Source organism: Bradyrhizobium sp. LM2.9, from assembly GCF_054056555.1.
This window is the reverse complement of sequence record NZ_JBSRYJ010000002.1, coordinates 1294867-1320919: the sequence shown is the minus strand read 5'-3', so window position 1 is coordinate 1320919 and position 26053 is coordinate 1294867. Positions and strand designations below refer to the sequence as shown.

The 26053-nt window shown below is 64.1% G+C and carries 18 protein-coding genes and 6 pseudogenes; 10 read left to right on the top strand and 14 right to left on the bottom strand.

Features of this window, described 5'->3' with window-relative positions; genetic code table 11:
* The first annotated feature begins 201 nt into the window (after positions 1–201).
* The 3 genes from ACVWW3_RS07555 to ACVWW3_RS07545 all read left to right on the top strand — a co-directional run bounded on the left by ACVWW3_RS07555 (position 202) and on the right by ACVWW3_RS07545 (position 3107).
* Positions 202–1941, top strand: coding sequence for an ATP-binding protein (locus tag ACVWW3_RS07555; protein WP_247345535.1), 1740 nt, complete (start codon positions 202–204; stop codon positions 1939–1941).
* A 105-nt stretch (positions 1942–2046) separates the two neighbouring features.
* On the top strand, positions 2047–2628 hold the full coding sequence (locus tag ACVWW3_RS07550; protein WP_456671923.1) for a peroxidase-related enzyme: 582 nt from the start codon (positions 2047–2049) through the stop codon (positions 2626–2628).
* Complete coding sequence (locus ACVWW3_RS07545) at positions 2625–3107, top strand: MgtC/SapB family protein (RefSeq protein ID WP_456650443.1); 483 nt, start codon at positions 2625–2627, stop codon at positions 3105–3107. The genes ACVWW3_RS07550 and ACVWW3_RS07545 overlap by 4 nt, the downstream gene beginning before the upstream one ends.
* Before the next feature lie 139 nt (positions 3108–3246).
* Here the strand turns inward: ACVWW3_RS07545 and ACVWW3_RS07540 are convergent, their stop codons facing one another.
* The 3 genes and pseudogenes from ACVWW3_RS07540 to ACVWW3_RS07530 form a co-directional block, all read right to left on the bottom strand.
* Positions 3247–5553: a hypothetical protein gene (locus ACVWW3_RS07540; RefSeq protein ID WP_456671922.1), complete on the bottom strand. Its 2307-nt coding sequence runs from the start codon at positions 5551–5553 to the stop codon at positions 3247–3249.
* A 284-nt stretch (positions 5554–5837) separates the two neighbouring features.
* Complete coding sequence (locus ACVWW3_RS07535) at positions 5838–5981, bottom strand: hypothetical protein (protein WP_247446726.1); 144 nt, start codon at positions 5979–5981, stop codon at positions 5838–5840.
* A 151-nt stretch (positions 5982–6132) separates the two neighbouring features.
* Positions 6133–6760 (bottom strand): annotated as a pseudogene (locus ACVWW3_RS07530) (ParB-like protein).
* A gap of 266 nt (positions 6761–7026) precedes the next feature.
* Between ACVWW3_RS07530 and ACVWW3_RS07525 the strand changes: the two are divergent.
* From ACVWW3_RS07525 to ACVWW3_RS07500, 6 genes and pseudogenes are all read left to right on the top strand, one after another.
* The gene (locus tag ACVWW3_RS07525) at positions 7027–7368 is read left to right on the top strand and encodes a hypothetical protein (RefSeq protein WP_247345517.1); all 342 of its coding nucleotides are present in this window, start codon (positions 7027–7029) and stop codon (positions 7366–7368) included.
* Between the two features lie 232 nt (positions 7369–7600).
* Positions 7601–7888: an acyl carrier protein gene (locus ACVWW3_RS07520; protein WP_007592476.1), complete on the top strand. Its 288-nt coding sequence runs from the start codon at positions 7601–7603 to the stop codon at positions 7886–7888.
* Positions 7889–7898: 10 nt separating this feature from the next.
* Positions 7899–8369, top strand: coding sequence for a 3-hydroxyacyl-ACP dehydratase FabZ family protein (locus ACVWW3_RS07515; RefSeq protein WP_247345514.1), 471 nt, complete (start codon positions 7899–7901; stop codon positions 8367–8369).
* Positions 8366–9576, top strand: a pseudogene (locus ACVWW3_RS07510) (beta-ketoacyl-ACP synthase). The gene ACVWW3_RS07515 and the pseudogene ACVWW3_RS07510 overlap by 4 nt, the downstream one beginning before the upstream one ends.
* A 22-nt stretch (positions 9577–9598) precedes the next feature.
* A pseudogene (locus ACVWW3_RS07505) lies at positions 9599–10877 on the top strand (beta-ketoacyl-ACP synthase).
* A gap of 8 nt (positions 10878–10885) precedes the next feature.
* Entirely contained in the window at positions 10886–11818 is a 933-nt protein-coding gene (locus ACVWW3_RS07500; protein WP_456650447.1) for a lipid A biosynthesis lauroyl acyltransferase, read from the top strand.
* Positions 11819–11949: 131 nt separating this feature from the next.
* On the opposite strand, the pseudogene ACVWW3_RS07495 reads toward ACVWW3_RS07500, so the two are convergent.
* The 7 genes and pseudogenes from ACVWW3_RS07495 to ACVWW3_RS07465 all read right to left on the bottom strand — a co-directional run bounded on the left by ACVWW3_RS07495 (position 11950) and on the right by ACVWW3_RS07465 (position 20637).
* Positions 11950–13063 (bottom strand): annotated as a pseudogene (locus ACVWW3_RS07495) (polyamine ABC transporter substrate-binding protein).
* 4 nt (positions 13064–13067) lie between these two features.
* Positions 13068–14247 (bottom strand): annotated as a pseudogene (locus ACVWW3_RS07490) (aminotransferase).
* Between the two features lie 7 nt (positions 14248–14254).
* Positions 14255–14581 (bottom strand): rhodanese-like domain-containing protein, encoded by a 327-nt coding sequence (locus ACVWW3_RS07485; protein WP_015686918.1) that lies wholly within the window; start codon positions 14579–14581, stop codon positions 14255–14257.
* Positions 14582–14751: 170 nt separating this feature from the next.
* Positions 14752–16704, bottom strand: a pseudogene (locus tag ACVWW3_RS07480) (potassium transporter Kup).
* Positions 16705–16843: 139 nt separating this feature from the next.
* Positions 16844–18742, bottom strand: coding sequence for a potassium transporter Kup (locus ACVWW3_RS07475; RefSeq protein ID WP_247345494.1), 1899 nt, complete (start codon positions 18740–18742; stop codon positions 16844–16846).
* A gap of 270 nt (positions 18743–19012) precedes the next feature.
* Positions 19013–19840 (bottom strand): OmpA/MotB family protein, encoded by an 828-nt coding sequence (locus ACVWW3_RS07470; protein WP_247345491.1) that lies wholly within the window; start codon positions 19838–19840, stop codon positions 19013–19015.
* A 23-nt stretch (positions 19841–19863) separates the two neighbouring features.
* Positions 19864–20637, bottom strand: a complete 774-nt coding sequence (locus tag ACVWW3_RS07465) for a motility protein A (protein WP_247345488.1) — start codon at positions 20635–20637, stop codon at positions 19864–19866.
* Positions 20638–20954: 317 nt separating this feature from the next.
* Here ACVWW3_RS07465 and ACVWW3_RS07460 point away from each other — a divergent pair, with 317 nt between their 5' ends.
* On the top strand, positions 20955–21266 hold the full coding sequence (locus ACVWW3_RS07460) for a hypothetical protein (RefSeq protein ID WP_247446718.1): 312 nt from the start codon (positions 20955–20957) through the stop codon (positions 21264–21266).
* Between the two features lie 18 nt (positions 21267–21284).
* On the opposite strand, the gene ACVWW3_RS07455 is transcribed toward ACVWW3_RS07460, so the two are convergent.
* The 4 genes from ACVWW3_RS07455 to ACVWW3_RS07440 all read right to left on the bottom strand — a co-directional run bounded on the left by ACVWW3_RS07455 (position 21285) and on the right by ACVWW3_RS07440 (position 25865).
* Positions 21285–22004 (bottom strand): RraA family protein, encoded by a 720-nt coding sequence (locus ACVWW3_RS07455; protein WP_456652053.1) that lies wholly within the window; start codon positions 22002–22004, stop codon positions 21285–21287.
* Between the two features lie 151 nt (positions 22005–22155).
* Positions 22156–23037, bottom strand: a complete 882-nt coding sequence (locus tag ACVWW3_RS07450; RefSeq protein WP_247446717.1) for a CDP-alcohol phosphatidyltransferase family protein — start codon at positions 23035–23037, stop codon at positions 22156–22158.
* An 87-nt stretch (positions 23038–23124) separates the two neighbouring features.
* The gene (locus ACVWW3_RS07445; protein ID WP_346730951.1) at positions 23125–23829 is read right to left on the bottom strand and encodes a phosphatidylserine decarboxylase; all 705 of its coding nucleotides are present in this window, start codon (positions 23827–23829) and stop codon (positions 23125–23127) included.
* Positions 23830–23906: 77 nt separating this feature from the next.
* Complete coding sequence (locus ACVWW3_RS07440) at positions 23907–25865, bottom strand: ABCB family ABC transporter ATP-binding protein/permease (protein WP_456650450.1); 1959 nt, start codon at positions 25863–25865, stop codon at positions 23907–23909.
* Between the last annotated feature and the right edge of the window lie 188 nt (positions 25866–26053).

Below are 26053 nucleotides of genomic sequence, written 5' to 3'. Positions count from 1 at the left end.
CTTAACCCACCCGCACCCCAACCGGCCTGGAAAAGCGGCATTTCCCGGCCGTTTCCGCCCATAAGTATGCATTGGGAACAAACCTCACGGCCGAATTGTCGCGGATTTAAGGAAGCGCGCGCGGTTGCCGTTTAACCGTTTGTCCAGCGACGGCCGCGCATAGTCCGGGCAAAGCACTTGCTCTTGCCAGGTTCATTCATTGTGACATCCTTTGGACGCGTGATTTCGGTTCGCGGATCGCTCGCGCGGGTCGGGCTGCTGGCTGAAAGCCGGATGCCGGACTCGGAAGTTCGGGCCACCGTCGGCCGTTTCGTCAGCATCCGCTGCGCCAGCTCGGTGATCGTCGCGATGATCACCGAGGTGTCCTGCGAGAACCTCTCGAGCACCGACAATTTGATCGCAATCGCCTCGGTGGACCTGCTGGGCGAAATCCTCAATGCCGCCGGCAAGGCCAAATTCCAGCGCGGCGTCACCAACTATCCGACCATCGGCGATTCCGTCGACCTGATTACGAGCCAGGAGCTGCGCACGATCTACGCGCCGACCGGCTCCGACCAGATCAATGTCGGCTTCCTTCAGCAGGATAGCTCCGTCGTCGCCTATGTCGACATCGAGGAAATGCTCTCCAAGCACTTCGCGGTCCTGGGATCGACCGGCGTCGGCAAATCGACCGGCGTGTCGCTGCTGCTCAACGAGATCCTCAAGGCACGCCCGAACCTGCGTATCTTCCTGCTCGACGTGCACAACGAATATGGACGCTGCTTCGGCGACCGCGCGCTGGTGCTCAACCCGCGCAATCTGAAACTGCCGTTCTGGTTGTTCAATTTCGAGGAAATCGTCGATGTGCTGTTCGGTGGCCGCGCCGGCGTGCCCGAGGAGCTCGACGTCCTCGCCGAGGTCATTCCGCTCGCCAAGGGCGTCTACACCCAGTACCAGAATGCCGACCGCATCGGCCTGAAGCGCATCGATCCCAAGCAGATCGGCTACACCGTCGACACGCCGGTGCCCTATCGCCTGGTCGATCTGATGTCGCTGATCGACGAGCGGATGGGCAAGCTCGAAAACCGCTCCTCGCGTATCATCTATCACAAGCTGATCTCCCGCATCGAGGCGGTCCGCAACGACCCGCGCTACGCCTTCATGTTCGACAACGCCAATGTCGGCGGTGACACCATGGCCGAGGTGATCAGCCATCTGTTCCGCCTGCCGGCCAACGGCAAGCCGATGACGGTGATGCAGCTCGCCGGCTTTCCGGCCGAAGTCATCGACTCCGTCGTCTCGGTGCTGTGCCGGATGGCCTTCGACTTCGGCCTGTGGAGCGACGGCGTTTCGCCGATGCTGTTCGTCTGCGAAGAGGCCCACCGCTACGCCTCCGCCGATCGCAATGTCGGCTTCGGGCCGACCCGCAAGGCGGTGTCGCGCATCGCCAAGGAAGGCCGCAAATACGGCGTCTATCTCGGCCTCATCACCCAGCGTCCCGCCGAACTCGACGCCACCATCATCTCCCAGTGCAACACGCTGTTCACGATGCGTCTTGCCAACGAACGCGACCAGGCGCTGCTGCGCGCCGCGGTGTCGGATGCGGCCGCGAACCTGCTCTCGTTCGTGCCCTCGCTCGGCACCCGCGAAGTGCTGGCGTTCGGCGAAGGTGTCGCACTGCCGACACGGCTGCGCTTCAAGGAGGTGCCGCCGCACCAGTTGCCGCGCGGCGAAGCCACCATCAGCAGCGTGCCGTCCGTCACCTCCGGTCACGACATGCATTTCGTCGGCGCCGTGCTCGAGCGCTGGCGCGGCGCCACCTCGCAGCGCGACGTGCCGAACGACCCGGTGTTCTCGGCGCCGCCGGCCAAGACGCTCTCCAACGTCGAGGCGCCGATGCTGCAACCGTCGATGGGGCTGGACCCGGACCGTTTCTCGCTGCTGAAGAAGCCGCTGCGGTAAGGCAACGCTGCGTCCCCAACCTCGCAAGGGCGACAGCCCTTGGCCAAGTTGAGCACGACGCCCGCATCGACTATGGTTGCCGGCCCCAAGCCGGAATCCATACCAATGACAAAGTCCGCCGCGCAACGCTTCCCCGCTCCCGCCCTCGACGCGCTCCCCGACGATATCCGCACGCGCCTCCTCGCCGTGCAGGAGAAGAGCGGCTTCGTGCCGAATGTGTTTTTGACGCTGGCCTACCGCCCGGACGAGTTCCGCGCCTTCTTCGCCTATCATGACGCGCTGATGGAGAAGGACGGCGGACTCACCAAGGCCGAGCGCGAGATGATCGTGGTCGCGACCTCGGCCGCCAATCAGTGCCAGTATTGTGTGATCGCGCATGGCGCGATCCTGCGCATCCGCGCCAAGAACCCGCTTATTGCCGACCAGATCGCTACGAACTACCGCAAGGCCGACATCACGCCGCGGCAGAAGGCGATGCTCGACTTCGCGATGAAGGTCTCGGCCGACGCGCAGCGTACCTCCGACGAGGATTTCGCAGCACTTGCCCCGCATGGCTTCAGCGACGATGACATCTGGGACATCGCCGCGATCTCCGCTTTCTTCGCGCTGTCGAACCGGCTCGCCAATTTCACCGGCATGCGGCCGAATGAAGAGTTCTATCTGATGGGACGCTTACCGAAGAAATGACCGAGCTCGACTGGCCCGAAATCCTTGCCCGTCTCGGCGCAGCGACTGTCGCCACCGGAGCGATCGGGCTCGACCGCGATCTGCACGGCAAGCCGATCGGACTGAAAACGCTCGGCATCGTCGGGCTCTCCACCGCGACCGTCGTGCTGCTGGCGGTGCAGTTCGCCGAGCCGGGCAAAATGACCGATGCCACGAGCCGGGTCATCCAGGGCATCCTCACCGGCATCGGCTTTCTCGGCGCCGGCGTCATCGTGCACGAGGGCCACCGCTTCCGCGTGCGCGGCCTGACCAGCGCCGCCTGCACCTTCCTCGCCGCCTGCATCGGCATCGCCTGCGGCGCGGGAGAATGGAAGATCGTCCTGGTGGCGCTGGCGCTCGCCTTCGTGCTGTTGACAGTCGGCCGCCGCATCGAGCGCCTTCTGCACCGGATGGTCGGCGGCAAGGACGAGGCGCACGAGACGGAAATGCCGGAACATTAGAGCGAGTTCGACGCTGGCGGATCACCGGTTCGGTACCGGTGATACTGTGGCAACGCGCTGGGCGCTGCATTCCGAATGAGCCAGGATCGGAAAAGCCATCCTGGCGGGAGTCCGCGAGAACGCAGCGCACGTGTGTGCGTTAGAACTGGGCTTGGCCTACAACGCCGGCGGGGCGACCGCTAACGATGATAATGCCGCGTTCGGCAAGTGACCCGCCGCGTCCGTCCGGCGCGGTTACCGTGATAAGGTGCCGTCCGTCCTGCAATTGCGCGACGAGTTCGTACCCAAGGCCTAGGTCGCCGTCCAGATCCGAATGCCACCGAATTTCATCGGACCGGACAACACCGAGCCCGCGGCAGTCGATCATCGCGCCCAACGGCACGGCGCCTGGCGCGATCGGACACTGGGGATCAGGCAGTCGCAGATAGAGCCGGCGACGGCTGCGCTGCAGCTCGAATTGAGAGCTGTCGGCGCTCGCGCTCCGAAATTCCGCGGTTGCGATGGCGCGGAAGAAACAGCGTTCGCCGCCCGGCAAGCGTTCGCTTTCCACCAGCACCTCGCCATCTGGAGGATCAAACGCGACCGGTTGCCATGTCTCGCGATCATCACCGCTGAACAGCACGACTATCGACGGCTGGGCCCGCGGATGACGCGCGTGCACGCGCAGCGCGAGGAATTGGTCCCGCCGTTCGGGGCCGCTCATATCGACCTGCGGCGGTTCGCCCACTTCGAAAGTCGCGAGCGGTTCGCGGCCATCATGCAACGAGATGGCAGCGACTTCCTCGCTCGGCCATTCGATCGCTTCATGCAGATCGTAGAACGGCTCGCGGTCGAGCGGAACGGCTACACCTCCTCCACAACAGCCGCAGGTCGCTTGCGCGCGTGTGTAGAGACAATGATGAGTCGCAATGATCCGGCGATGGGCATCGAGCAGATCAACCGAGAGCGGCGAAATGGCGCCATCGCTCGGCCGTGATACCATGCCGGCGGCTTCGATCCGGTAAGCCTTGCGAATCTCGATGCGGTTCTCGTCGCTGACGCGGCGATGCACCCGCACTGCCAGGATCAGGAGCGAACGAACGCGACGCGGATCGGCCGGTGCGGATTGGTGATTCTCGCGCGCATTAAGGATCTTCAGATAGGTGTACGGCGAGATCCACTGCTTCGACTTGTAGGACATGACGTCGGATGTGTCCGACGGGCCGAACAGCGTCGGCGGCGTCGTTCCTGGATCGATGCCGACTTCGCCGATGGAGGTCTTGCTTCCGCCATAGTTTGGATAGTTCGGGTCATCGCTGCTGTCGCCTGGCACCGCGACGTGGTTGCAGGTGAAGACGTGTCCCATCTCGTGGGCGAAAATGAAATCGTAGGCGAAACGTGTGTCGCTCCCCGCAAAGGCGGCGCCGACGCCTTCAGCGCGACCGCACCCCGTGTTGTAGGAGCCGGCAGCGGCGGGAACAGCTACGCTCGGCACAAACGCGAAGACAATATCGCCGAGCTGGAACAGAGCGGTGAAGATGCGCGTGACAGCCAAGTCAGCGAGCAGGCCGGTCCACGCGGTGTTACAACCTCCGCCCGTCGCGGCGGACGCAAACGCTGCCGAGCTGTTCGTCGATGTGCCAAGAATCGTCGTCTCAAAATAAGGGAACGGCAGCATCCGTTCGGCCGTGCGCATCGTGCTGAGCATAATCGCGTCGGCGGGGCTCGTAACGTTGCCGGAGCTGTCGGTCCAGTTGACCCTCGCGATGGCGACACGCGGCGGCCGCACATCCATAAAATCGATATAGCGCCCGGTCGTGGCGCGGTCCTGGGGCGCGGATAAAGCGCCGTCGCTGCCAGCACGCCAGAGCCGGACGGAGAGATAAAAGTGGCCGGTCCGGCAATACCATGCTGGCACGAAAAAATTCAGCGACGAATTGACGTGCGCGAGGTGGAATGCAAGCGCGCCGAGTCCACCAACTGGGACCGTCAACTCGTTGTCCCACAGCTCGCGCGAGAGCTCGTTACGCGCACCGAGCCGGGCCCCGTCGGCGCGCGTAGGGCCGGTGCGGTAAACGATTCGATCGCCAACCGAAAGCACCAGCTCACCTGTAACGCGTGCGCCAGTGAGTGTGTCCGGCTCGGCAACGCCGGGCTGCACGTATGGATAGGCACGCACCACCAGCGGCTTGAGCGCAACGAGCGGGATCGAATTGTCGTCGCCGTAGCTGACGCCGACGGCGCCGTTGTACTGGATTGATTGGGTCAACTCGAGGCCGGCCAGCGCGAGGTGTCGCCTGGGCCAAAGTACGTCCGGAAGCTGATGCTGTGGATCCCAGGGGAGCGGTAGTTGCTCGAGATCCGGCTGCACTGGCTTGCCGCGAAAAGGGCCAGCAAGCTGCCGAGCGACCGCCGCCACGAGGGCGTCGAGTTCAGGACGATCTTGGGCGTTCATCTGGCGCTCCATGAGTGTCGGGCGCAATTTTCAAAGCGTCGGCCGCAACGTTACCGGGGTCATGGAAAACTCTGCCATCCGCAGCACGCGGCGCCTTTCAGCCCCCGCGGGTGTGATGCAGAACCCGGCGTGGATAAGTCTGAATGGACTACGCAAAGGTTCATTGGTTGGGGACCTATGTGAGGTTCCCAAGGCCGCTTCATCGCCTTCCCTTGCGCTGAAGCGTTTTCGAACGAAGTGGGTACCGACGCCCGGCCCTACTACGGCTGCGTTGCCTACGGGGTGCGACTATGCCGTTAGCGCTTCGCCATCAACTCGAGCGCCGGCGCAAAGCGCTCGGAAAATGTCAATGTCCTGGTGTGATGAACTGCGGCAAACGAGGCCGAGATCCCTGCTGAGGCGACCGCGAGCAAGGCAACGGCGAAAACCAGACGGCGCATTCCTGCCTCCTGTGTGAGCTCAATTACCTCAAAGATGGACCGGCTCTGTTTCAGGACCGCTTCATGGGGCGCGGGAAATGATTTCGCTCAAGCGGCTGTGATGAGGTCCGTTTTGTGGTGCCGCACGCCGTGCTGAAGTGAGCGTCTCGCCCTAATCATCCTCCGCCGGTCCGCACCAGCCGGGCAGATAGATCGCATCCTTGCTCTTGGCTGAGGACATCGCCTTCTCGAGCGACTTGTCGAAGTCGGCATCCACCGCCTTGCGCGACAGTTTTCGGCGCAGATAGTCGGCCCACAGGAATTCGGAGAACGGCGTGGTGTCCTTGGCGAAGCCGCCCATGCGGCGAAGCTCACCGGCAAGGCTCCGGAACGGATCGTCCTTGAGATCGACGATCGATTTCGGCAAGTCGCGGAACGGCCGCCGGCTCGCCCTTGGCGTCGTAGGGATAGACCCAGCGCTTGTTGTCCATCACGCCCCAGAACGCCTCGCGCTCGACCATCCTGAGGTCGCCGACGATGGTGACCAGCACCTCCTTGACGCCCTCGTCATGCAGCGCGCGGCCGAGATGATGATGGTCGATCACGTAATAGCGCTCGTCGGGGCCGTGCACGACGGGGATCATGTGCCTGCCGAGCAGATCGGCCTGCTTCTTCTTGTCGTGCTCGCGCCAGCGCTTGCGCTTCTCCTTGACCTCGCGCATGCCGACCGTCATCTGCGTCGGCCGAAGCGACAGGATCGGCACCGGATGCACTCTCGGCTCGCGCGTGTTGGTGGTCATGGTCGAAGGGCCCTTCCATGGTTGCAACTGGGTGGTTCAGGTTCCCTGGACTATGCCACGGGCTTCGCGCCGGCAAAATGCATTCAGCTGGCCGCAGAGTTATTGCAACGCACCGCCTGCAGCCCGGACGTCGGTTCCGTGATCACCGCACCCCGAGCAGGATAGTGTGTGAATGCGCAATGCACGTGCGCGTTGAGAAGATTTTCTGCAACGCGTTCACCACGTATGCTATCTAAAAATCGCTGCTTCGGAGTGATCCCTGCACCATGAAAACCCAGCGGCCCATAAGCTCGGATGACGAGCACCGGGTGCTCCAGTTCAGGCCGCGCACCTCGCCTTCCCCGACGGCCTCCCGGGGCAACGGTACCGTGCAGCAATTGCGCGTCGGGCCCGAGCCGCTCGACCTGTCGCGCTACGAGCAGGCCCGCCCTGAACCGGACGATTTCCGCCATCGCATGCTCGCCAACATCGCAGCGCTGGCCTTCACCATCGCGCTGACCGCGATCGGGATCTGGCTTGCGGTGAGCATCGCCGATCTGCGCCGGACCCAGGATTGCGTGCTGATGGGCCGCCGCGACTGCCTCAAGATCACGACTCCGCACGCCTAGGCGAGATATCTGGCAGGGCCCGCGGCCGGTCCTCGACCGAACGGGTTCCCGCCGGCATCCCCTGCCCTGTCCCCACCCCATCCGGCTCCATTGAACTCAGGGCGGCGCTCCGATATACGGGCTTTCGACCCGGCCAGAGGAGGGTTGAGGGCGTCATCAGGGGCGCGATGCAGACCCACCGTTCCCCTCTGGAAAATCCGACAAATATCAGCAAAATATCAAAGGCTTAGTGATGTCCTCCACATTCGATCAGGTCGCTACGATCATCGCTGAAACCTGCGACATCCCGCGCGACACGATCACGCCGGATAGCCATGCCATCGACGATCTCGGCATCGACAGCCTCGATTTCCTGGACATCGCGTTCGCGATCGACAAGCAGTTCGGTATCAAGCTGCCGCTGGAAAAGTGGACCCAGGAGGTCAACGACGGCAAGGCGACCACCGAGCAGTATTTCGTGCTAAAGAACCTGTGCGCCCGCATCGACGAACTGGTTGCGGCCAAGGGCGCGAGCGCGTAAGCGCGCGGTCATGCAACTCGAATATTTCCACATGATTGATCGCGTCGTCGACCTCAACATCGACGCGCAGACGATTGTCGTCGAGGCGCTGGTCCCGAAGGAGAGCACCATCTTCGAGGGGCACTTCCCGGGCTATCCCCTGATGCCGGGCGTGCTCCTGATCGAATCGATGGCGCAGGCCTCGGGCTGGCTTCAGCTCGGCGTGCTCAAGTTCGAGCGCATGCCGATCCTTGCCGCCGTCAAGGAAGCCAAGGTCCGCGGTTCGGTGTTCCCCGGCGATCTCATGAGCATCGAGGCGAGCCTTTCGCATCAAGGTTCGGGCTACGCGGTGACCGAGGCCAAGATCAAGGTCGGCGGCAAGCTGCGAGCGAATTCGACGTTGACCTTCACGCAGATTCCCTTCCCCAATGCGGATATGCGCTCCCACATGGACGCGGTCGCGAAACGCGTCGGCTTTCCGCAACAGGCCGTATCGCCATGACTGAGACTGCTTCGAAGCCCGGCCCGACGGAAGTCTGGATCACCGGCATTGGCCTTGCCACCTCGCTCGGCGAGGGCCTCGACGCCAACTGGGCCGCGCTTCAGGAGAAGCGCATCAATGTCGATGAGAAGGGCTTTGCGCCCTACATCGTGCATCCCCTTATGCCTGTTACCTACGACAGCCAGATACCCAAGAAGGGCGACCAGCGCCAGATGGAAGCCTGGCAGCGCATCGGCGTCTACGCCGCAGGCCTTGCGCTCGATTCCGCTGGCATCAAGGGCAACAAGGACATTCTGTCGAAGATCGACATGGTCGCCGCCGCCGGTGGCGGCGAGCGCGATCTCAACGTCGACACCGGCGTGCTCACGGCCGAGGCCAAGGGCGCCAACGCGCCCGGCTTCCTCAACGAACGCCTGATGAGCGATCTCAGGCCGACGCTGTTTTTGGCGCAGCTCTCCAACCTGCTCGCCGGCAACATCGCCATCGTCCACGGCATTGGCGGCACCTCGCGCACCTTCATGGGCGAAGAGGTGGCGCGGCGCCGACGCCGCCCGCATCGCGCTTGCGCGCATCGCCTCGGGCGAGAGCGACATCGCGCTGATCGGCGGCTCGCATAATGGCGAGCGCAAGGACCTGATGGTCCTCTACGAATTCGGTGACTTCAACCTGAAGGACAAGTTCGCCCCGGTGTGGGCGCGCAAGGATCACGCCGGCTTCGCGCTCGGCTCGGCCGGCGCGTTTCTGGTGCTGGAATCGAAGGCGCATGCGGAAGCGCGTGGCGCAAAGCCGTTCGCAAAGCTGTCGAGCGTCGTTGCGGACCTCGCCCGCCGCAAGCAGCCCGGCGACATGGCCGCGACGCTGGAGAAGCTTTGGGCGAAGCTGCCGAAGCGCGACGGCAAGGGCGCGATCATATCCGGCGCGACCGGCGCGGAGCCCGCCACGAGCGAAGAGCGCGGCTTCCTGAAGGGCCACGCCGACTTCCCGGTGCGCTCGACTGGCACGATGTTCGGCCACACCATGGAAACGCAATTCCCGCTTTTCTTTCGGCCTTGCACTCGCGGCGCTGTCGATCTCGCGCGGCGCGCTGTTTCCGCCGAACGATTCGACCGGGACCGAGATTGAAATGCAGGGCGCGCCCACCCAGATTGTGGTGGTGGGGGCCGGACACTGGCGCGGCGAAGGCATGGCGCTGGTCGAGGCAGTTTAGTTAGCTCTATCGGGGGATCGACATGACTGCACCACGCGACAAACTCGGGCGTCCCGTCGTCGTCGTCACCGGCATGGGCATCATGACCTCGCTCGGTAACGGCAAAGGCGACAATTGGGCGAAGCTCGTCGCCGGTGAATCCGGCATTCGCACCATCACGCGCTTTCCCGTCGACGGCCTGAAGACCACGATGGCCGGCACCGTGGATTTCGTCAGCGTCGATCCGTTCTCCTCCACCGGTCTGTCCGAGCGAATGGCCGAACTGGTGACGGAGGAAGCGCTCGCGCAGGCCGGCATCGGCGCCAAGGCTGATTTCCCGGGTCCCCTTTTCCTGGCGGGTTGCGCCGGTCGAGGTCGAATGGCCGCAGCGTCGTGAGCTCGGCCGCGCCGTCGGCGCGCTCGACTTCACCTATGACGATCTGCTGCGCATCTCCGGCGGCGGCAAATACAGCGCCTATCATCACCGCTTCATGTTCGGCTCGGTCGCGGCCCACCTCGCCGAGACCTTCGGCACCAAGGGCTCGCCGATCTCGCTGTCGACAGCCTGCGCTTCGGGCGCGACCTCGATCCAGCTCGGCGTCGAGGCGATCCGCCGCGGCGAGACCGACGCCGCGCTGTGCGTGGCGACCGACGGCACCGTGAATCCGGAGGCGCTGGTGCGCTTCTCGCTGCTCTCGGCGCTGTCGACCCAGAACGATCCGCCGCAGGCAGCCTCCCGCCCCTTCTCCAAGAACCGCGACGGCTTTGTCATGGCCGAAGGCGCCGGCGCCCTCGTGCTGGAAAGCTATGAAGCCGCCACCGCGCGCGGCGCAAAAATCCTCGGCGTGATCGCCGGCTGCGGCGAGCTCACCGATTCCTTCCATCGCACCCGTTCGTCGCCCGACGGCAAGCCGATCATCGGCTGCATGAACAAGACGCTGGCCGATGCCGGCATGACGCCGGACCAGATCGACCACATCAACGCGCACGGCACCGCGACGCCCGAGAACGACAAGATGGAGTACAATACGACATCGGCGGTGTTCGGCGAGCTCGTGCAAAAGATTCCGGTCACCTCCAACAAGTCGATGGTCGGCCACACCATCTCGGCCGCAGGCGCGGTCGAGGCGATCTTCTCGCTGCTGACGCTGGAGCATCAGCGCATCCCGCCGACGATCAACTACGACAATCCGGATCCCACGATCCTGTTCGACGTCGTCGGCAACAAGGCGCGCGACGCCCGCGTCACCGCGGTGATGTCGAACTCGTTCGGCTTCGGCGGCCAGAACGCATCGCTGATCCTGACCCGCGAACCGGCCTGACCGGACGCATGGCGCTGCTTCCTGCGAGGACGACGGCCCGCGCGCGGGAGGTCGCCAAGTCGATCGGCGGCAGCTTGGTCGGCGCCGCGACCGTCGGCATGCTGCGTACCACGCGCTATTTCGATCCGGCCAAGACCTCGGACTTTTTCGCGCGCGTTACCAAGCTGATCGGGCCGCGCCTGCGCGAACACCGCATCGGCCGCGCCAACCTCACAGCCGCCTTTCCGGAAAAGTCGGCGGAGGAGATCGAATCCATCCTGATGGGCGTCTGGGACAATCTCGGCCGCGTCGGCGGCGAATTCGCCCATATGGACCACGTCTGGGACTATGACCGCGATCATCCGGAAAACAGCCGGATCGAATTGCCCAAGCATAGCATCGAGCTGTTCGACCGCATCCGCGACGACGGCAAGCCGGCGCTGATCTTCGCAGCCCATCTGTCGAACTGGGAATTGCCTGCGCTCGCGGCGGTTGCGCATGGGCTCGACACGGCGATCCTCTACCGCCGGCCGAACATCGCGTCAGCCGACCGCATCATTCAGGAGATGCGCCAGGTCAACATGGGCACGCTGATCCCGGCGGGACGCGACGCGCCGCTGCGGCTCGCGCAGGCGCTGAAGGACGGCAAGCACGTCGCCATGCTGATCGACCAGTATCTGACCGGCGGCGTCGAGGTTACCTTCTTCGGCCGCAAGACCCGTGCCAATCCGATGTTGGCGCGCCTCTTGCGTCAGGTCGATTGTCCCATCCATGGCGTCCGCATTATCCGCCTGCCCGGCAACCGTTTCCGCGCTGAACTGACGGAAGAGATCCCGCCGGTGCGCGACGCCGACGGCAAGATCGACATCCAGGGCACGACGCAGGCGATCACGAACGTCGTAGAAGGCTGGGTCCGCGAGCATCCCGAGCAGTGGCTATGGCTGCATCGGAGATGGCGGTAGCAGGCTCGCCGCTCCGCGGTGGCCGGCTTGTCCCCGCCATCCACGCATCGCCACGCGGCAGGAAAGACGTGGATGCCCGGACAAGCCCGTGCATGACGACTGAGCAGGATGCGTCCGCTCCTCCCAACCCCTCAGCGCCCCGTTTTCACCTTGGTCCACAGTCGATTGATCACCCGCTGCGTCGCCGGATCGCGCGCCGTGATAACGAACAACTTTGAGAGTGTCGCCTCGTCCGGATAGATGTTCTTGTCGCCGAGGATCTTCGGATCGACCAGCTTCTGGCTGGCGAGGTTGCCGTTGGCGTAGGACAGGAAGTCCGAGTTCTTGGCGGCGACGTCCGGGCGGTAGAGATAGTTGATCAGCTCGTAGGCTTCCTTGACGTTCTTGGCATCCGCGGGGATCGCGAGATTGTCGAAGAACATCTGGGCGCCTTCTTTCGGGATCGTGTAGCCGATCTCGATGCCGCCCTTCGCCTCGGCCGCACGGGCGCGGGCCTGCATGATGTCGCCGGACCAGCCCACCACGAAGCAGATCTCGCCGGTCGCGAGCGCGCTGAGATATTCGGACGAATGAAACTTGCGCACGGAGGGCCGAACCTTGGCGACGACATCGGCCGCCTTCTCAAGGTCCGCCTGCCTGGTCGAGTTCGGATCGAGCCCGAGATAATTCAGCGCCGCCGGAAAAATGTCGTCGGCGGAGTCGAGCATGTGGACGCCGCAGTTTTTGAATTTTGCCAAATTCTCCGGCTTGAACACGATGTCCCAGCTGTCGATCTTCGCGTCCGCTCCCAGAATCTGCTTCAGCTTCGCGACATTGTAGCCGATGCCCGTCGTGCCCCACATGTAGTTGGCGGCGTAGACATTGCCGGAATCGTAGATCGCGAGACGTTCGGTCACCACCGACCAGGCATTGGCGAGGTTCGGCAGCTTCGACTTGTCGAGCTTCTGGAAGATATTCGCCTTGATCTGGCGCTGGAGGAAATAGGCTGTCGGCACTACGACGTCATAGCCGGACTTACCGGCCATCAGGCGCGTCTCCAGCGTCTCGTTGGCATCAAACGTGTCGTAGACCACCTTGATGCCGGGTCTCCCTGGTGAAGGCATCGAGGACGTCAGGCGCCACGTAGTTCGACCAGTTGTAGAAGTTGACGACCCGCTCTTCGGCCCCGGCGGGACCCGGGAGCCACGCCAGCGCCGCGGCGAACGCGAGACCAAGGCGAGCCCCTGAGCGGCCGACGTTCGTCATCTCCCTACCTCTTGCGCCTGCGCACCGCGTCCGACAGCCGCTCCAGCGCGGTGTCGAGCGTCTCGTCCTTCTTGGCAAAGCAGAAGCGCACCACCGAGGTCACGGGGTCCTGCTCGTAGAAGGCCGAGACCGGGATGGCCGCGACCTTGTAGTCCTTCACGATCCGCCAGCAGAACTCGGTGTCGCTCTCGTTAAGCCCGAGCGGCGACAGGTCGACGGTGAGGAAGTAGGTGCCCTGCGACTTCAGCACGGGGAAGCCGAGGCTCTCCAGCCCCTTGGCGAGGCGGTCTCTGCTCCGCGTCAGGTCCTTGCGCATTGACAGGAAATACTCGTCGGGCTTCGCCGAGGCCGTAGGCGACGGCGGCCTGGAGGTTGGGCGCGGTGGTGAAGGTCAGGAACTGGTGCACCTTGGCGGCGACGCGCAGCAGCGGCGGCGCGGCGCAGACGAAGCCGATCTTCCAGCCCGTCAGCGAGAAGATCTTGCCGGCCGAGCCGACCTTGATGGTGCGATCGCGCATGCCGGGCATCGTGATCAGCGGGATGTGCTTGTGCTCGTCGAAGGTGACGTGCTCCCAGACCTCGTCGCAGATCGCGATGACGTCGAACTCCTGGCAGTAGCGCGCAAGCAGCTCGAGGTCTTCGCGCGGAAACACCACCGCGGACGGATTCAGGGGATTGTTGAAGAGCACCGCCTTGGTCTTTGAACTGAAGACGCTTTTCAGCATGTCCTCATTCAGCCGCCAATGCGGCGGCTCGAGCCGGACCAGGCGCGGAATGCCGCCGGCCTGGCGGATGATCGGCAGATAGGAATCGTACACCGGCTGGAAGCACACCACCTCGTCGCCGGGCTGGACCACCGCGAGGATGGCCGAAGTCAGCGCCTCGGTGCCGCCGGAGGTCACCATCACCTCGCTCATCGGATCGAGCTTGAGGCCATGCCAATGGTCGTAGTGCGTGGCGATCGCCTGGCGCAGTTCCGGCAGGCCCATCATCGACGGGTACTGGTTGTAGCCGTTCAGCGATGCATCGGCCGCGGCGCGGCGGATGTCCTCAGGACCGGGATCGTCGGGAAAGCCCTGCCCGAGATTGATGGCGGCATTGTCGCGCGCGGCCTGCGACATCGCCTCGAAGATGGTGACGGGAAGGTCGGCGAAAACATTGTTCAGGGACGAGCTCTTGGTCATCGGCCGGTCAGCCACCGACCTTGCTGGGAAGACCCGCCGCCTTCCAGCCCAGCATGCCGCCGGCCAGATGCTTGTCATACGGCAGGCCTGCCGCCTGCGCCGCGAGCGAGGCCGTGACCGAGCGTTTGCCCGAGCGGCAGGCGAACACGACCTCCTTGCCGGCGGGATCGGGGATCGCCTTGGGATCGAAGGTCGAGAGCGGCACGACGACACCGTAGGGATAGGCCTCGGCTTCCACCTCGTTCGGCTCGCGAACGTCGACGAGGAGATAGCGGCCCTCCGCGACACCCTTGGAGACCTCGTCCGGGGTCAGATCCTGTACCTGGTTTGCCATATCATCCTCCAACGTCGCAGCCGCATCCGGGGTGATCCCCGCGGGCGGCAACCTCGCCTCTCGGTGAGCGAAAATCAAGCGCTACAAAGGCTTGGGCTCATCCGTGCAAGTTAAAGTTAAATCGCAGCCACTTGAAGTGCGACCCTCAAATGGAGGATCAGATCGTCGCTTTAGATCGTTACCTGGGTCCCGACCTCGACCACGCGACCGCTGGGGATCTGGAAATAGTCGGTGGCGTCGTTGGCGGAACGGCTGAGCGAGATGAACAGCCGGTCCTGCCAGCGCGGCATGCCGGAATGGGCGGCCGGCTTGAGCGCCCTCCGGGGGGGTCGGGGAACCCCCCCCCGACAGGAAGAACGAGGTCGACATGATGTCGAACTGCCAGCCGAGCTTGCGGGCGATCGCCAGCGCCTTCGGCACGTTGGGCGATTCCATGAAGCCGAACTTCAGCGTCACTTTGGAGAAGGTCGGCGAGATCTGCTCCAGCCTCACCCGTTCGGCCGGATTGATGCGCGGGGTCTGCGCGGTCTCGATGGTGAGAATGACGTTCTTCTCATGCAGCACCTTGTAGTGCTTCAGACTATGCATCAGCGCGGTCGGGGCGCTGAGGGGATCGCTGGTCAGGAACACCGCGGTACCAGGTACGCGCTGCGGCGGCCGCTTCTCCAGCATCGCCACGAGGTCGGCGAGGGGGAATTCGAGCTTGCGCGACTTCTCGAACAACAGCCGGCTGCCGCGTCGCCACGTGTACATCAGGATGATCATGAGCGCGCCGAGCGCCAGCGGCACCCAGCCGCCCTCGAACACCTTGAGTAAATTGGCGGCCAGGAACGTGAGATCTAAGAACAGGAACGGCGCGATCAGGGCGGCAGCCGTGAACGGCGACCACTTCCAGACCTTCCAGATCACGACGAAACCCATCATCGCCGTGACGACCATGGTGCCCGTGACGGAGATGCCATAGGCCGAGGCCAGCGCGCTGGAGGAGCGGAACAAGAGCACCAGCAGCACCACCGCGAGCAGCAGGAGCTGGTTGATGCGCGGGATGAAGATCTGGCCCGAATGGGCTTCAGACGTATGGCGAATTTCAAAGCGCGGCAGCAGGCCGAGTTGGATCGCCTGGCGTGTCAGCGAATAGGCGCCGGTGATGACCGCCTGGCTCGCGATGACAGTTGCGGCGGTCGCCAGCACGACCATGCAGCCGCGGAAAAAGCCTTGCGGAAAGAGCTGGAAGAACGGGCTCACGATCGCACCGGGATCGCCGAGCACGAGGGCGCCCTGCCCCAGATAGTTCAGCGCCAGCGACGGCAACACGATGGACAGCCAGGCGATCTGGATCGGCCGCGCTTGCCGAAATGGCCGAGGTCGGCATAGAGCGCCTCGGCACCGGTGACCGCCAGGAACACCGCGCCCAGCGTCACGAAGCCGATGATGCCGTGGTGGAACATGAAGGACACGGCGTAGAGCGGGTTCAGCGCGTACAGCACCTGCGGCTGCTCGATGATCGGGTGGATCGCCGCTGCCGCGATGACCGCGAACCAGACGCACATAATCGGGCCGAAGAAGGCGGCGACGCGAGCTGTGCCGCGGGACTGCACGGCGAACAGTCCGACCAGGATGATGATGGTCAGCGGTACGATGTAGGGCTCGAAGCGCAGCGTGACGTCCTTCATGCCTTCGATCGCCGACAGCACCGAGAGCGCCGGCGTAATCACGGCGTCGCCGTAGAACAGGGCGCCGGAAATGATGCCGAGCAGGACGATGGTGGCTCCGCCGGTGCCGACCGCACGCTGGGCCAGCGCCATCAGCGCCAGCGTGCCGCCCTCGCCGTTGTTGTCGGCGCGGAGCAGGATCACGACGTATTTGAGCGTCACCACGACGATGAGCGCCCACAGGATCAGTGAGAGCACGCCGAGCACGGCCGCTTGCGTCGGCACGCCCTCCACGCCGGAAGCCGCCATCACCGCCTCGCGGAACGCGTAGAGCGGGCTGGTGCCGATATCGCCATAGACGACGCCGATGCTGCCGAGCGTCAGCGCACCGAAACGGGCGGTCGTGTGGGCATCGCCATGCCCATTGGCCGCCGCCGTTTCCGGGGCGGAAATCGCTAGGTCACTTGTCATGGGAGAGCCTGGTGGCCTCTAGAATGCTTCACTGCACAATCGCGGAGGGCCGCGCGGCTTATAGGCCTGCGCTATCGGCATAGCCTAGCCTGATTCTGGGCCTTAGCCATGCAATTCTGCATTGCTCAGCCGATCGCGTTCAAATAGTGACTTGGGTTCCGACTTCAACCACCCGCCCGGTGGGAATCTGGAAATAGTCGGTGGCGTCGTTGGCGGACCGGCTCAGCGCGATGAATAAATGGTCCTGCCAGAGCGGCATGCCGGACTGCGCCGACGCCTTCAGCGAGCGCCGCGACACGAAGAACGACGTCGACATGATGTCGAACTGCCAGCCCTGCTTGCGCGCGATCGCGAGCGCCTTGGGCACGTTCGGCTGCTCCATGTAACCGAAGCGCAGACGGACCTTGAAGAACTTGTCGCTGATCTTCTCCATCCGGAAACGCTCGGACAGATCGACTCGCGGCATATGCGCGGTCTCGATCGTCAGGATCACGTTGTGCTCGTGCAGCACCTTGTTGTGCTTGAGATTGTGCAGCAGCGCGGTCGGCACGAAAGAGGGATCACTGGTCAGGAACACGGCGGTGCCCTTGACGATATGCGGCGGCCGCTTCTCCAGGCTGCGGATCAGATCGTCCAGCGGCACCTCGATCCGGCGCGTCTTCTGGATCAGTATCCCCGACCCTCGCCGCCAGGTCCAGATTGTCCCGGCCATGGCCACGCCGAACAACAGCGGCACCCAGGCGCCTTCGAGCAGCTTCAGAAGATTCGCGCTGAAAAAGCTCAGGTCGACCACGACAAAGGGCAGGATCACCACTGCGGCCGTCGCGGCGCGCCAGTTCCACAATTTCCAGATCACGATGAAGCCCATGATGCCGTCGGCGACCATGGTGGTCGAGACCGCTATACCGTAGGCCGAAGCTAGATTGCTGGGGGTGTGGAATAACAGCACCAGCAGCATCACTCCGATCAGGAGCAGCCGGTTTACACGCGGCAGATAGATCTGGCCGGCGTGGGTTTCCGAGGTGAAACGCACCTCGAAGCGCGGCAAGAGCCCGAGCTGCACAGCCTGATAGACCAGCGAATAGGCCCCCGTGATCACCGCCTGGCTCGCAATCACGGTCGCCGCGGTCGCAAGTCCGACCAGCGGCAGCACGAAATGCTCTGGCACCATGCGGTAGAACGAGTGCTCGATCGCGCTGGGATCGGACAGCACCAGCGCGCCCTGCCCGAAATAGTTGATCAGGAGCGAGGGCAGCACGAAGAACATCCAGGCCGACTGGATCGGCTTGCGGCCGAAATGGCCGAGATCTGCATAGAGCGCCTCGCCACCGGTCACAGCCAGGAACACGGCGCCCAGTGTCACCAGGCCGATCGTGCCATGCGACAGCAGGAATTGCAGCGCGTAATAGGGATTGATGGCAGCAAGCACCGACGGGTCGTCGGCGATGTGAATGATGCCGAGCACGGCAAGAACGGTGAACCAGATCACCATCACTGGGCCAAAGGCCGAGGCCACCAGTGCCGTCCCCTTGCTCTGGACAGCGAACAGCAGCGCCAGGATGAAGACAGTGAGCGGCACGACGTAGTGTTCAAACGCTGGCGTTGCGAGCTTCAGACCCTCGACCGCCGACAGCACCGAGATTGCCGGCGTGATCATGGAATCGCCGATGAACATGGAGGCGCCGACCACGCCGAGCGCCATCAGGAACCAGCTCCGCCGCCCGAGCGCGCGCTGGCCGAGCGCCATCAGCGAAAGCGTGCCGCCCTCCCCGTTGTTGTCAGCGCGCAGCAGCAGCAGCACGTATTTGGCGGTGACGACGATCAGCAGCGCCCAGAGGATCAGCGAGAGCACGCCGAGCACCATGACCCGCGAGACCGGCGCGCCATGGGCCGCGCCCCGTACCGCCTCGTGAAATGCATAAAGCGGCGAGGTACCGATATCGCCGAAGACGACGCCGATGCTCCCGAGCGTCAGGCCCCAGAATCCCGAGGTAACTGGCGCGTCCTGGGGTTCGGTCGATGTGATGCTCGCCGTCATGAGAGACTAGAAACGCTTCTTCCCGAGAAATGATCCGGCGCCTTTTGACGGTTCCGGCGCGCTTGTCAAACGACACGCCACCTTAGCAGGCGCGGAGCCGAATGCTGTGACGGCGCAGCAACGGTCGTCGACGCGCGACGACATGCCTCAGGTAAGATCGTAGCGCAAGGGCTTGGAGCCTTTCCGTTTCAATTGCACCGGAACCGGCTCCAAATTCTGATTTCGACGGGTTTTCTTCGCGCGACCGGCGTCCCTTCGCTTGAAAGCACCCTACGGCTTCAAATTCGGCGGCAGCGGCGGATCTTCGCGCATCAGGGTGATGGTCACCCGCCGGTTGGCCGCGAGCGAGGGATCGTCCGGAAACAGCGGTTGGGTGTCAGCCTTGCCGGCGACGGCGAAGACGTGCGCCGGCGGCAGGCCCTCGCGTTCGAGGATCTGACGCACGGCGTTGGCGCGATCGGCCGAAAGGTCGAAGGCGCCGTAGTCGCTGCGGGTCGGCACGAATCCGGCTGCGGTATGGCCGGCGATGGAGACGCGCAACGGCGTCGCCTTGAGCGGGACAGCGAGCTTCTCGATCAGCCGGCGGGTGCGGTCATAGGGCACCTTGGAGCCGTCGGCGAACATCGAGCGGCCGTCTTGGTCCACGATCTCGAGGTTGAGGCCCTGCTTGGTCTCTTCGAACATGATGTGCTTGGATATCTCGGTCAGTTCCGGCATGTCCTGCAAGGCCTGGCGCAGCGAAGCCGCCGCCAGCGCAAAGTTGCGATCGACCTTGATCTTCGCTCCCGACGTGCGGTCATGATCCTCCTGGTCCGGCGTCGGCGTGTTGGAGGCGTCTTCAGGCTGAATGTGGTCGACGTTCTTCAGCCGCGCGCGGGTCGGCAGGCCGTCGGATTCGATGATGCCGGCGTAGCGCGCTTCGCTCTGGACGCCGAAGGCCTCGCGCATGGAGCCCGCGACGATCTTCAGCTTGTTGGAGTCCTGCGTGGAGAATGCGACCAGCATCACGAAAAACGCCAGCAGCAAGGCCATCAGATCGGCAAACGTCACGAACCAGCCATGGCCGCCATGTGCTTCTTCGCGTTTTTTCTTGGCCATGGGTCAGATCCCGGCGTCCGGCGTTACGCCGGAACCGGCTCGCCTTCGGCGTGGCGGTGCTTCTCGGGAAGATAGGCCAGCAGCATTTCGCGCACCAAAGTCGGGCTCTTGGAGTCGCGGATCATCAGAATGCCGTCGATGATCAGCGTACGATTGGTTTCCTCGTCGATCAGCTTGCCATGCAGCTTGTCGGCAATCGGCAGGCAGAGCAGGTTCGCGACGAGCGCACCGTAGAGAGTTGCCAGCAGGGCGGTCGCCATGAACGGGCCGAGCTTCGAGGGATCTGACATGTTCGAAAACATTTGCACCATGCCGATCAGGGTTCCGATCATGCCGAACGCGGGCGCGCAGTCGCCGACGGCGCGGTAGATCTTGCTGCCTTCGTTCAGATGCATCAGGAAATTGTCGCGGTCGCGTTCCAAATTATCCCGAATGAAATCGAGGTCGTACCCGTCGGCGACGTAGCGAATGCCCTTGGCGAGGAAAGGCTCGTCGGTCTCGACCTTTTCCAACCCCACCGGGCCCTGCTTGCGGGCAATCTCGGCGATGCGGGCGAGCTCGTCGACCAGATCGTGCGCCGACAGCCGGCTCATCGTGAAGGCGAACTTCATGCCGAGCGGCAGGCCGTGCATCAGCACTGAGAGCGGAAAGCGGATCATGGTCGCTGCGGCCGATCCGCCGAAGATGATGATCATCGCATGCTCGCTGATGAACATGTGCAGATCGCCGCCCAGCAACACCATCGTCGCGACGACGATAATGCCCGCCACGAGGCCGGCGCCCGTCATGATATCCATGGAAGACTCCAACGCGCACACAACAACGGCCGTCCTGGCCGATGGCGCGGCCCAACACCGAACCGCATCGGAAACCCTAGTGAGCTGCGATTAAAGACGCGTAAAGGTTAAGTTGAGCCGGCTCGCCTGGCGGGTGCAGCGCGCTGAAAGGCGCCGGCTTTGCCGACTGCCGACAGGACTTTCAACGTTTTGATAACCATAAGGGCTCTCGCGCCCCGTCACTCAAGGCTGTGGGTGCGCGAACCCTTCGGCTGCGGCCTTGCGCCACATCGGGGGTGACGGGTCAGTTTGGTATTCTGGCGCGGGCCGGCACACTCATGGCGGAAGGCATCGTAATGGTGACGCTGTTCAGTCTTCTCACCGCGCTTCCCGCAGTGCTGGCGCTCCACATGCTCAAACCCGAGCTCGTCCTGCCGGTGTTCAGCGTGCTGCTCTTTATCGAGGCGGCCTTGGCCGTGATCGCAGCGCGCTTGATCCACATCCCGGACAATGCGGAAGATATTACTCTGTGGGATTTTGCCGGCGGCTTCACCTTGATTGGCTGCGCTGCCGCGGTGTTCGGCGAGCCGGATCAGGCCGCCCTGTTCTTGACGGAACAGGGCAGCCCGCGGGCGGCGCCGCAGCCGTAGATCGTTGCAGTCCCGCCGTTAGTGGATCTCAGCAGAGCGCTTCAGCGCGGCCTTGAGCTTCTCCAGCGAGAAGTCGGGGCTGCGGGCGATCTCGAGGATCGGCGTCTCGCGGCGGCCGCAGAGCTCGGCGGCGTGGGGCAGTTTTGCGGCGATGTCGCGCGGGATCACGATCGCGCCGTGCAGATCGGCGTGGATCAGATCGTCCGATTTCACGGTCATGCCGGCGACGCGCACCTCGCCGCCAAAGCTCTCCGCATGCACCCAGGCATGCGACGGTCCGATCGAGCCGGCCAGCGCCTGGAAGCCCGGGGCCCATTGCGGAATGTCGCGGATCGAGCCGTCGGTGATGACACCGAGGCAGCCGAGCGCCTTGTGCACGTTGCTCTGCACCTCGCCCCAGAACGCGCCGTAGCCGACGTCGGGACCGTCGATGTCCTGGATCACCGAGATGCGCGGACCAAAGCCGGTGCCGACATATTCGTAATAGTCGATGCGGCGCTTCGACTGCTCTTCCGGCGGCAGCGAATTTTTCAGCACCGAGCGGATTGCAACCGTGCGGGCGTAGCCGACGATCGGCGGCAGATCGGGGAACGGGCAGACCAGTTGCTTGGTGGTGTAGCCGATCAGCCGGCGCTCGGGCGCCACGATCTCCATGGCATTGCAGATCGTCGGCGTGTCGTAGCGGCCCAGCGCTTCGAGGACGGAAGCGGGCAGCGGCCCGGTCGCGGTATCAGTCACGGCGTTCTCTCCCAGATTGGCGGCCGCTGTTGGCGCGGTGCCGCCGGCACTGGCGATATAGCCGAGATCCGGCCTCAACCCAACTCAGGGCGACTCATGGCAGATATCCGAGTCTTGCTGCTCAGTCTCTTGCTGCTCAGTGTCTTGCCGCTCAGTGCAGGCTTCCGGGTCGGTCGTCCTCGTGCGGCGGCTCCGAAAGGTTAGCCAGCGTCGGTGCCGACGGCGGCGACGAGACCTCGCCTCCCGACGGCGCCGTGGCTTCCATCGCGCGCGCCTGGTCGCGATAGGATTTGTAGCCGAGCGGCAAAACGAGGAGATACAACACGGTACCCACCGAGAGTACGTGCCAGGGATAAGCGATCAGGATCGCGATGAAGACGACCACCGCGACGAAGGCCGGCAGCACCAGCTCGGGCGGCACGCGCATACGCTTGGTCTTACCGGAGAACACCGGCAGGCGTGACACCATCAGGAAGGCGATCAGCAGCGTATACGCAGCCGTCACCGCCGCAGGCAGCCGGCCGAGATCGAGGAACGCCACATAGATCGGCAGCAACACCGTGATCGCGCCGGCCGGCGCCGGCACGCCGGTGAAGAAATTGGCGGCGAACGCCGGCTTGTTGGGATCGTCCATGGTGGCGTTGAAGCGCGCCAGCCGGAGGCCGCCGGAAATCGCGAACACCATCGCCGCGATCCAGCCCGCATTACCGAGCTCGTGCAGCTGCCAGAAGTACAGCATCAGGCCGGGAGCGACGCCGAAATTGACGAAGTCGGCGAGGCTGTCGAGTTCGGCGCCGAACTTGGACTGGCCCTTGATGAGGCGCGCAACGCGGCCGTCGATGCCGTCGAGCAAGGCCGCGAACACGATGGCGTAGACTGCGAGTGACATCCGCCCCTCGATCGACAGGCGGATCGAGGTCAGGCCGGCGCAGATCGCCAGCAGCGTGATGACGTTGGGCACCAGCATCCGCACCGGGATCGGGCGGAACCGCCGGCGGCGCACGTCAGGATCCTTGAAATCATAGGGCGTCATTGGCTCGTCCTCACCTTGAGGCGAGATATAGCAAGCTGCGCTCCCCTCCGCCATTGCGGCGGAAAGCCCCCTGGACCGCCTTATTGGTTAATTGGAGCGATAGGCGCGGCTCGGGTCGTCCCCGGTGAGATCGGCCAGAATCGTCTCACCGGCGATCGCCGTCTGCCCTTCCGAGACCAGCGCCTTGGTGCCCACCGGCAGGTAGACATCGAGCCGCGAGCCGAAGCGGATCAGGCCGAAGCGCTCACCGGCGCCGATCGCCTGCCCCTCTTTGACGAAGCAGACGATGCGCTTGGCGACAAGCCCTGCGATCTGGATCACGCCGATCCGCGCCGTTGGCGTCGTGATCACCAGCGAGTTGCGCTCATTGTCCTCGCTCGCCTTGTCTAACTCGGCATTGATGAACAGGCCGGGCCGATAAGCGATACGGTCCACCCTGCCCGTGATCGGGCTGCGGTTCACGTGGCAGTTGAACACGCTCATGAACACCGAGACGCGCGGCAGTGGCCGGTCGCCGAGCCCGAGCTCGGCCGGCGGCAGCGCCATGGTGATCATCGAGACGCGGCCGTCGGCCGGCGACACCACGAGCCCCTCGCGGACGGGGGTCACGCGCACGGGGTCGCGGAAGAACAGCGCGCACCACACGGTCAGGATGGTGCCGATCCACCCCAAAGGCGACCACAGCCAGAACAGGATGAGGCTTGCCAGTGCAAAGCCGCCGATGAAGGGATAGCCCTCCTTGTGGATCGGCGGGATCTGACGCTGGATCGAATCGAGAATGGACATCGCTATCTGCCGCTCAGGGTTGATGGCGCAGGTCGTCCCGCGCGGTGGTGTTGTTTAGGCCAGAGTTGGGACCGGAGACAAGGTCACTCCGCCGCCGCAGGCGTCGTCAGGACGTCCTGGACCGACGGCGGCTCCCGGTTGGGCGCCTCGCCAGAGTCGGCCATCCGGGCCAGTTTCTCGCGCGCCGCCTCGGCCTCGCGCTGCCTGTTCCACATGCTGGCGTAAAGGCCCCCCTCCGCGAGCAGTTTTGCGTGGGTGCCGCGCTCGGCGATGCGGCCCTGGTCCAGCACAATGATCTCGTCGGCGCCGACGATGGTCGAGAGCCGATGGGCAATCACCAGCGATGTGCGGTTCTTCGCCACGCGCTCGAGCGCGCCCTGGATCTCGTGCTCGGTGTGGGTGTCCAGCGCCGAGGTGGCCTCGTCCAGCACCAGGATCGGCGGCGCCTTCAAGACAGTGCGCGCGATCGCGACGCGCTGTTTCTCGCCCCCGGATAGTTTCAGGCCGCGTTCGCCGACCTGGGTCTCGTAGCCCATCGGCGACATGCGGATGAAATGGTCGATCTGCGCCAGCCGCGCCGCCTCTTCCACCTCGGCATCGCTGGCGTCCCGGCGGCCGTAGCGGATGTTGTAGCGGATGGTGTCGTTGAACAGCACGGTGTCCTGCGGCACCATGCCGATGGAGGCGCGCAGCGAGGCCTGCGTGACCTCGCGGATGTCCTGGCCGTCGATCAGGATCTTTCCGCCGGAGATGTCGTAGAGGCGGAACAGAAGCCGCGACATGGTCGACTTGCCCGCGCCGGACGGGCCGACGATCGCGACCGTCTTGCCGGCCGGCACCTCGAAGCTGATGCCCTTGAGGATCGGCCGGGCCGGCTCATAGGAAAAGCGCACGTCCTCGAAGCGAACCGTGCCGGCCGAGACCACCAGCGGCTTCGCGTCGGGCGCGTCCTTGATCTCGGCCTCGCGTCCCAGCACGTTGAACATCTTCTCGATGTCGATGATCGCCTGCTTGATCTCGCGATAGACCATGCCCATGAAGTTCAGCGGCTGGTAAAGCTGGATCATCATGGCGTTGACCAGCACGAAATCGCCGACCGTGTTGGTGCCGTTGCGCACGCCGATCGCGCACATCAGCATGGTCGCGGTCAGCCCCAGCGTGAAGATCACGGCCTGGCCGGTGTTGAGCACCGCGAGCGAGGTATAGGCCTGAACGCTCGACTCCTCGTAGCGTGCGACCGACTTGTCATAGCGCTGCGCTTCGCGGGTCTCGGCGCTGAAATACTTCACGGTCTCGTAGTTGAGCAGCGAGTCGATCGCCTTGGTGTTAGCCTCGGTGTCGGAATCGTTCATCTTGCGGCGGATGCCGATCCGCCACTCGGTGGCGATGTAGGTGTAGTACATGTAGACGGTTACCGTGATCAGGGTTGCGACCACGTAGCGCCAGTCGAACTGCCAGAGCAGCACGGCCATCAGGAGCGAGACCTCGACGATGGTCGGGATCAGCTGCAGGATCACCATGCGCACGATGACCTCGATGCCCTCGCGGCCACGCTCGAGCACGCGCGTCAGACCGCCGGTCTTGCGCTCGAGATGAAAGCGCAGCGAGAGTTCGTGCATGTGAATGAAGGTGATGGTGGCGAGCTTACGCACCGCGTGCATGGCAACGCGCGCGAAAATGCCGTCGCGCCATTGCGTCAGCACCGCCATCACGATGCGCATCGCGCCGTAGCTGGCGGTCAGCAGCAATGGCGAGGCGATCACCCAGAGGTGCCAATTGTCCGCCTGCACCGGCGCGGTGTTGGCCCCTGTCAGCGCGTCGGTCGCCCATTTGAAGCTGAAAGGAACCGTCAGCGTGATCAGCTTGGCCGCGAGCAGCAGCACCATCGACCAGACCACGCGCATCTTCAGGTCGAAGCGGTCGCCGGGCCAGATATAGGGCCACAGATGCGCCAGCGTGCCCATCAGCGTGGCCCGCTCCAATGGTCCCACGGCGGGAGGATCAGGAACGTCGGCGCCGTCGAACGATTGAGCTTGGTCCATCAAAAAGCCTGAAAGGCCCGCCGGATGCGGGCACGGTACGATTTGCGATTTTCGTTCGTCATATAGAGCCTTCCCGATGCCAGCGCACCCCGCCAGATGGCGAATCTCCGATCGTTTTCCGCCATTTACCGGTAGATTTCCGGTGGCCCGAATCACCGATTGGGCTTGACGCCTCTTCGCTGCAATGC

Coding starts and splice junctions, on each gene's coding strand:
- ACVWW3_RS07550 (WP_456671923.1), top strand. CDS start 2,047: ATGACAAAGTCCGCCGCGCAACGCTTCCCCGCTCCCGCCCTCGACGCG.
- ACVWW3_RS07545 (WP_456650443.1), top strand. CDS start 2,625: ATGACCGAGCTCGACTGGCCCGAAATCCTTGCCCGTCTCGGCGCAGCG.
- ACVWW3_RS07540 (WP_456671922.1), bottom strand. CDS start 5,553: ATGGAGCGCCAGATGAACGCCCAAGATCGTCCTGAACTCGACGCCCTC.
- ACVWW3_RS07535 (WP_247446726.1), bottom strand. CDS start 5,981: ATGCGCCGTCTGGTTTTCGCCGTTGCCTTGCTCGCGGTCGCCTCAGCA.
- ACVWW3_RS07525 (WP_247345517.1), top strand. CDS start 7,027: ATGAAAACCCAGCGGCCCATAAGCTCGGATGACGAGCACCGGGTGCTC.
- ACVWW3_RS07520 (WP_007592476.1), top strand. CDS start 7,601: ATGTCCTCCACATTCGATCAGGTCGCTACGATCATCGCTGAAACCTGC.
- ACVWW3_RS07515 (WP_247345514.1), top strand. CDS start 7,899: ATGCAACTCGAATATTTCCACATGATTGATCGCGTCGTCGACCTCAAC.
- ACVWW3_RS07500 (WP_456650447.1), top strand. CDS start 10,886: ATGGCGCTGCTTCCTGCGAGGACGACGGCCCGCGCGCGGGAGGTCGCC.
- ACVWW3_RS07485 (WP_015686918.1), bottom strand. CDS start 14,581: ATGGCAAACCAGGTACAGGATCTGACCCCGGACGAGGTCTCCAAGGGT.
- ACVWW3_RS07475 (WP_247345494.1), bottom strand. CDS start 18,742: ATGACGGCGAGCATCACATCGACCGAACCCCAGGACGCGCCAGTTACC.
- ACVWW3_RS07470 (WP_247345491.1), bottom strand. CDS start 19,840: ATGGCCAAGAAAAAACGCGAAGAAGCACATGGCGGCCATGGCTGGTTC.
- ACVWW3_RS07465 (WP_247345488.1), bottom strand. CDS start 20,637: ATGGATATCATGACGGGCGCCGGCCTCGTGGCGGGCATTATCGTCGTC.
- ACVWW3_RS07460 (WP_247446718.1), top strand. CDS start 20,955: ATGGCGGAAGGCATCGTAATGGTGACGCTGTTCAGTCTTCTCACCGCG.
- ACVWW3_RS07450 (WP_247446717.1), bottom strand. CDS start 23,037: ATGACGCCCTATGATTTCAAGGATCCTGACGTGCGCCGCCGGCGGTTC.
- ACVWW3_RS07440 (WP_456650450.1), bottom strand. CDS start 25,865: ATGGACCAAGCTCAATCGTTCGACGGCGCCGACGTTCCTGATCCTCCC.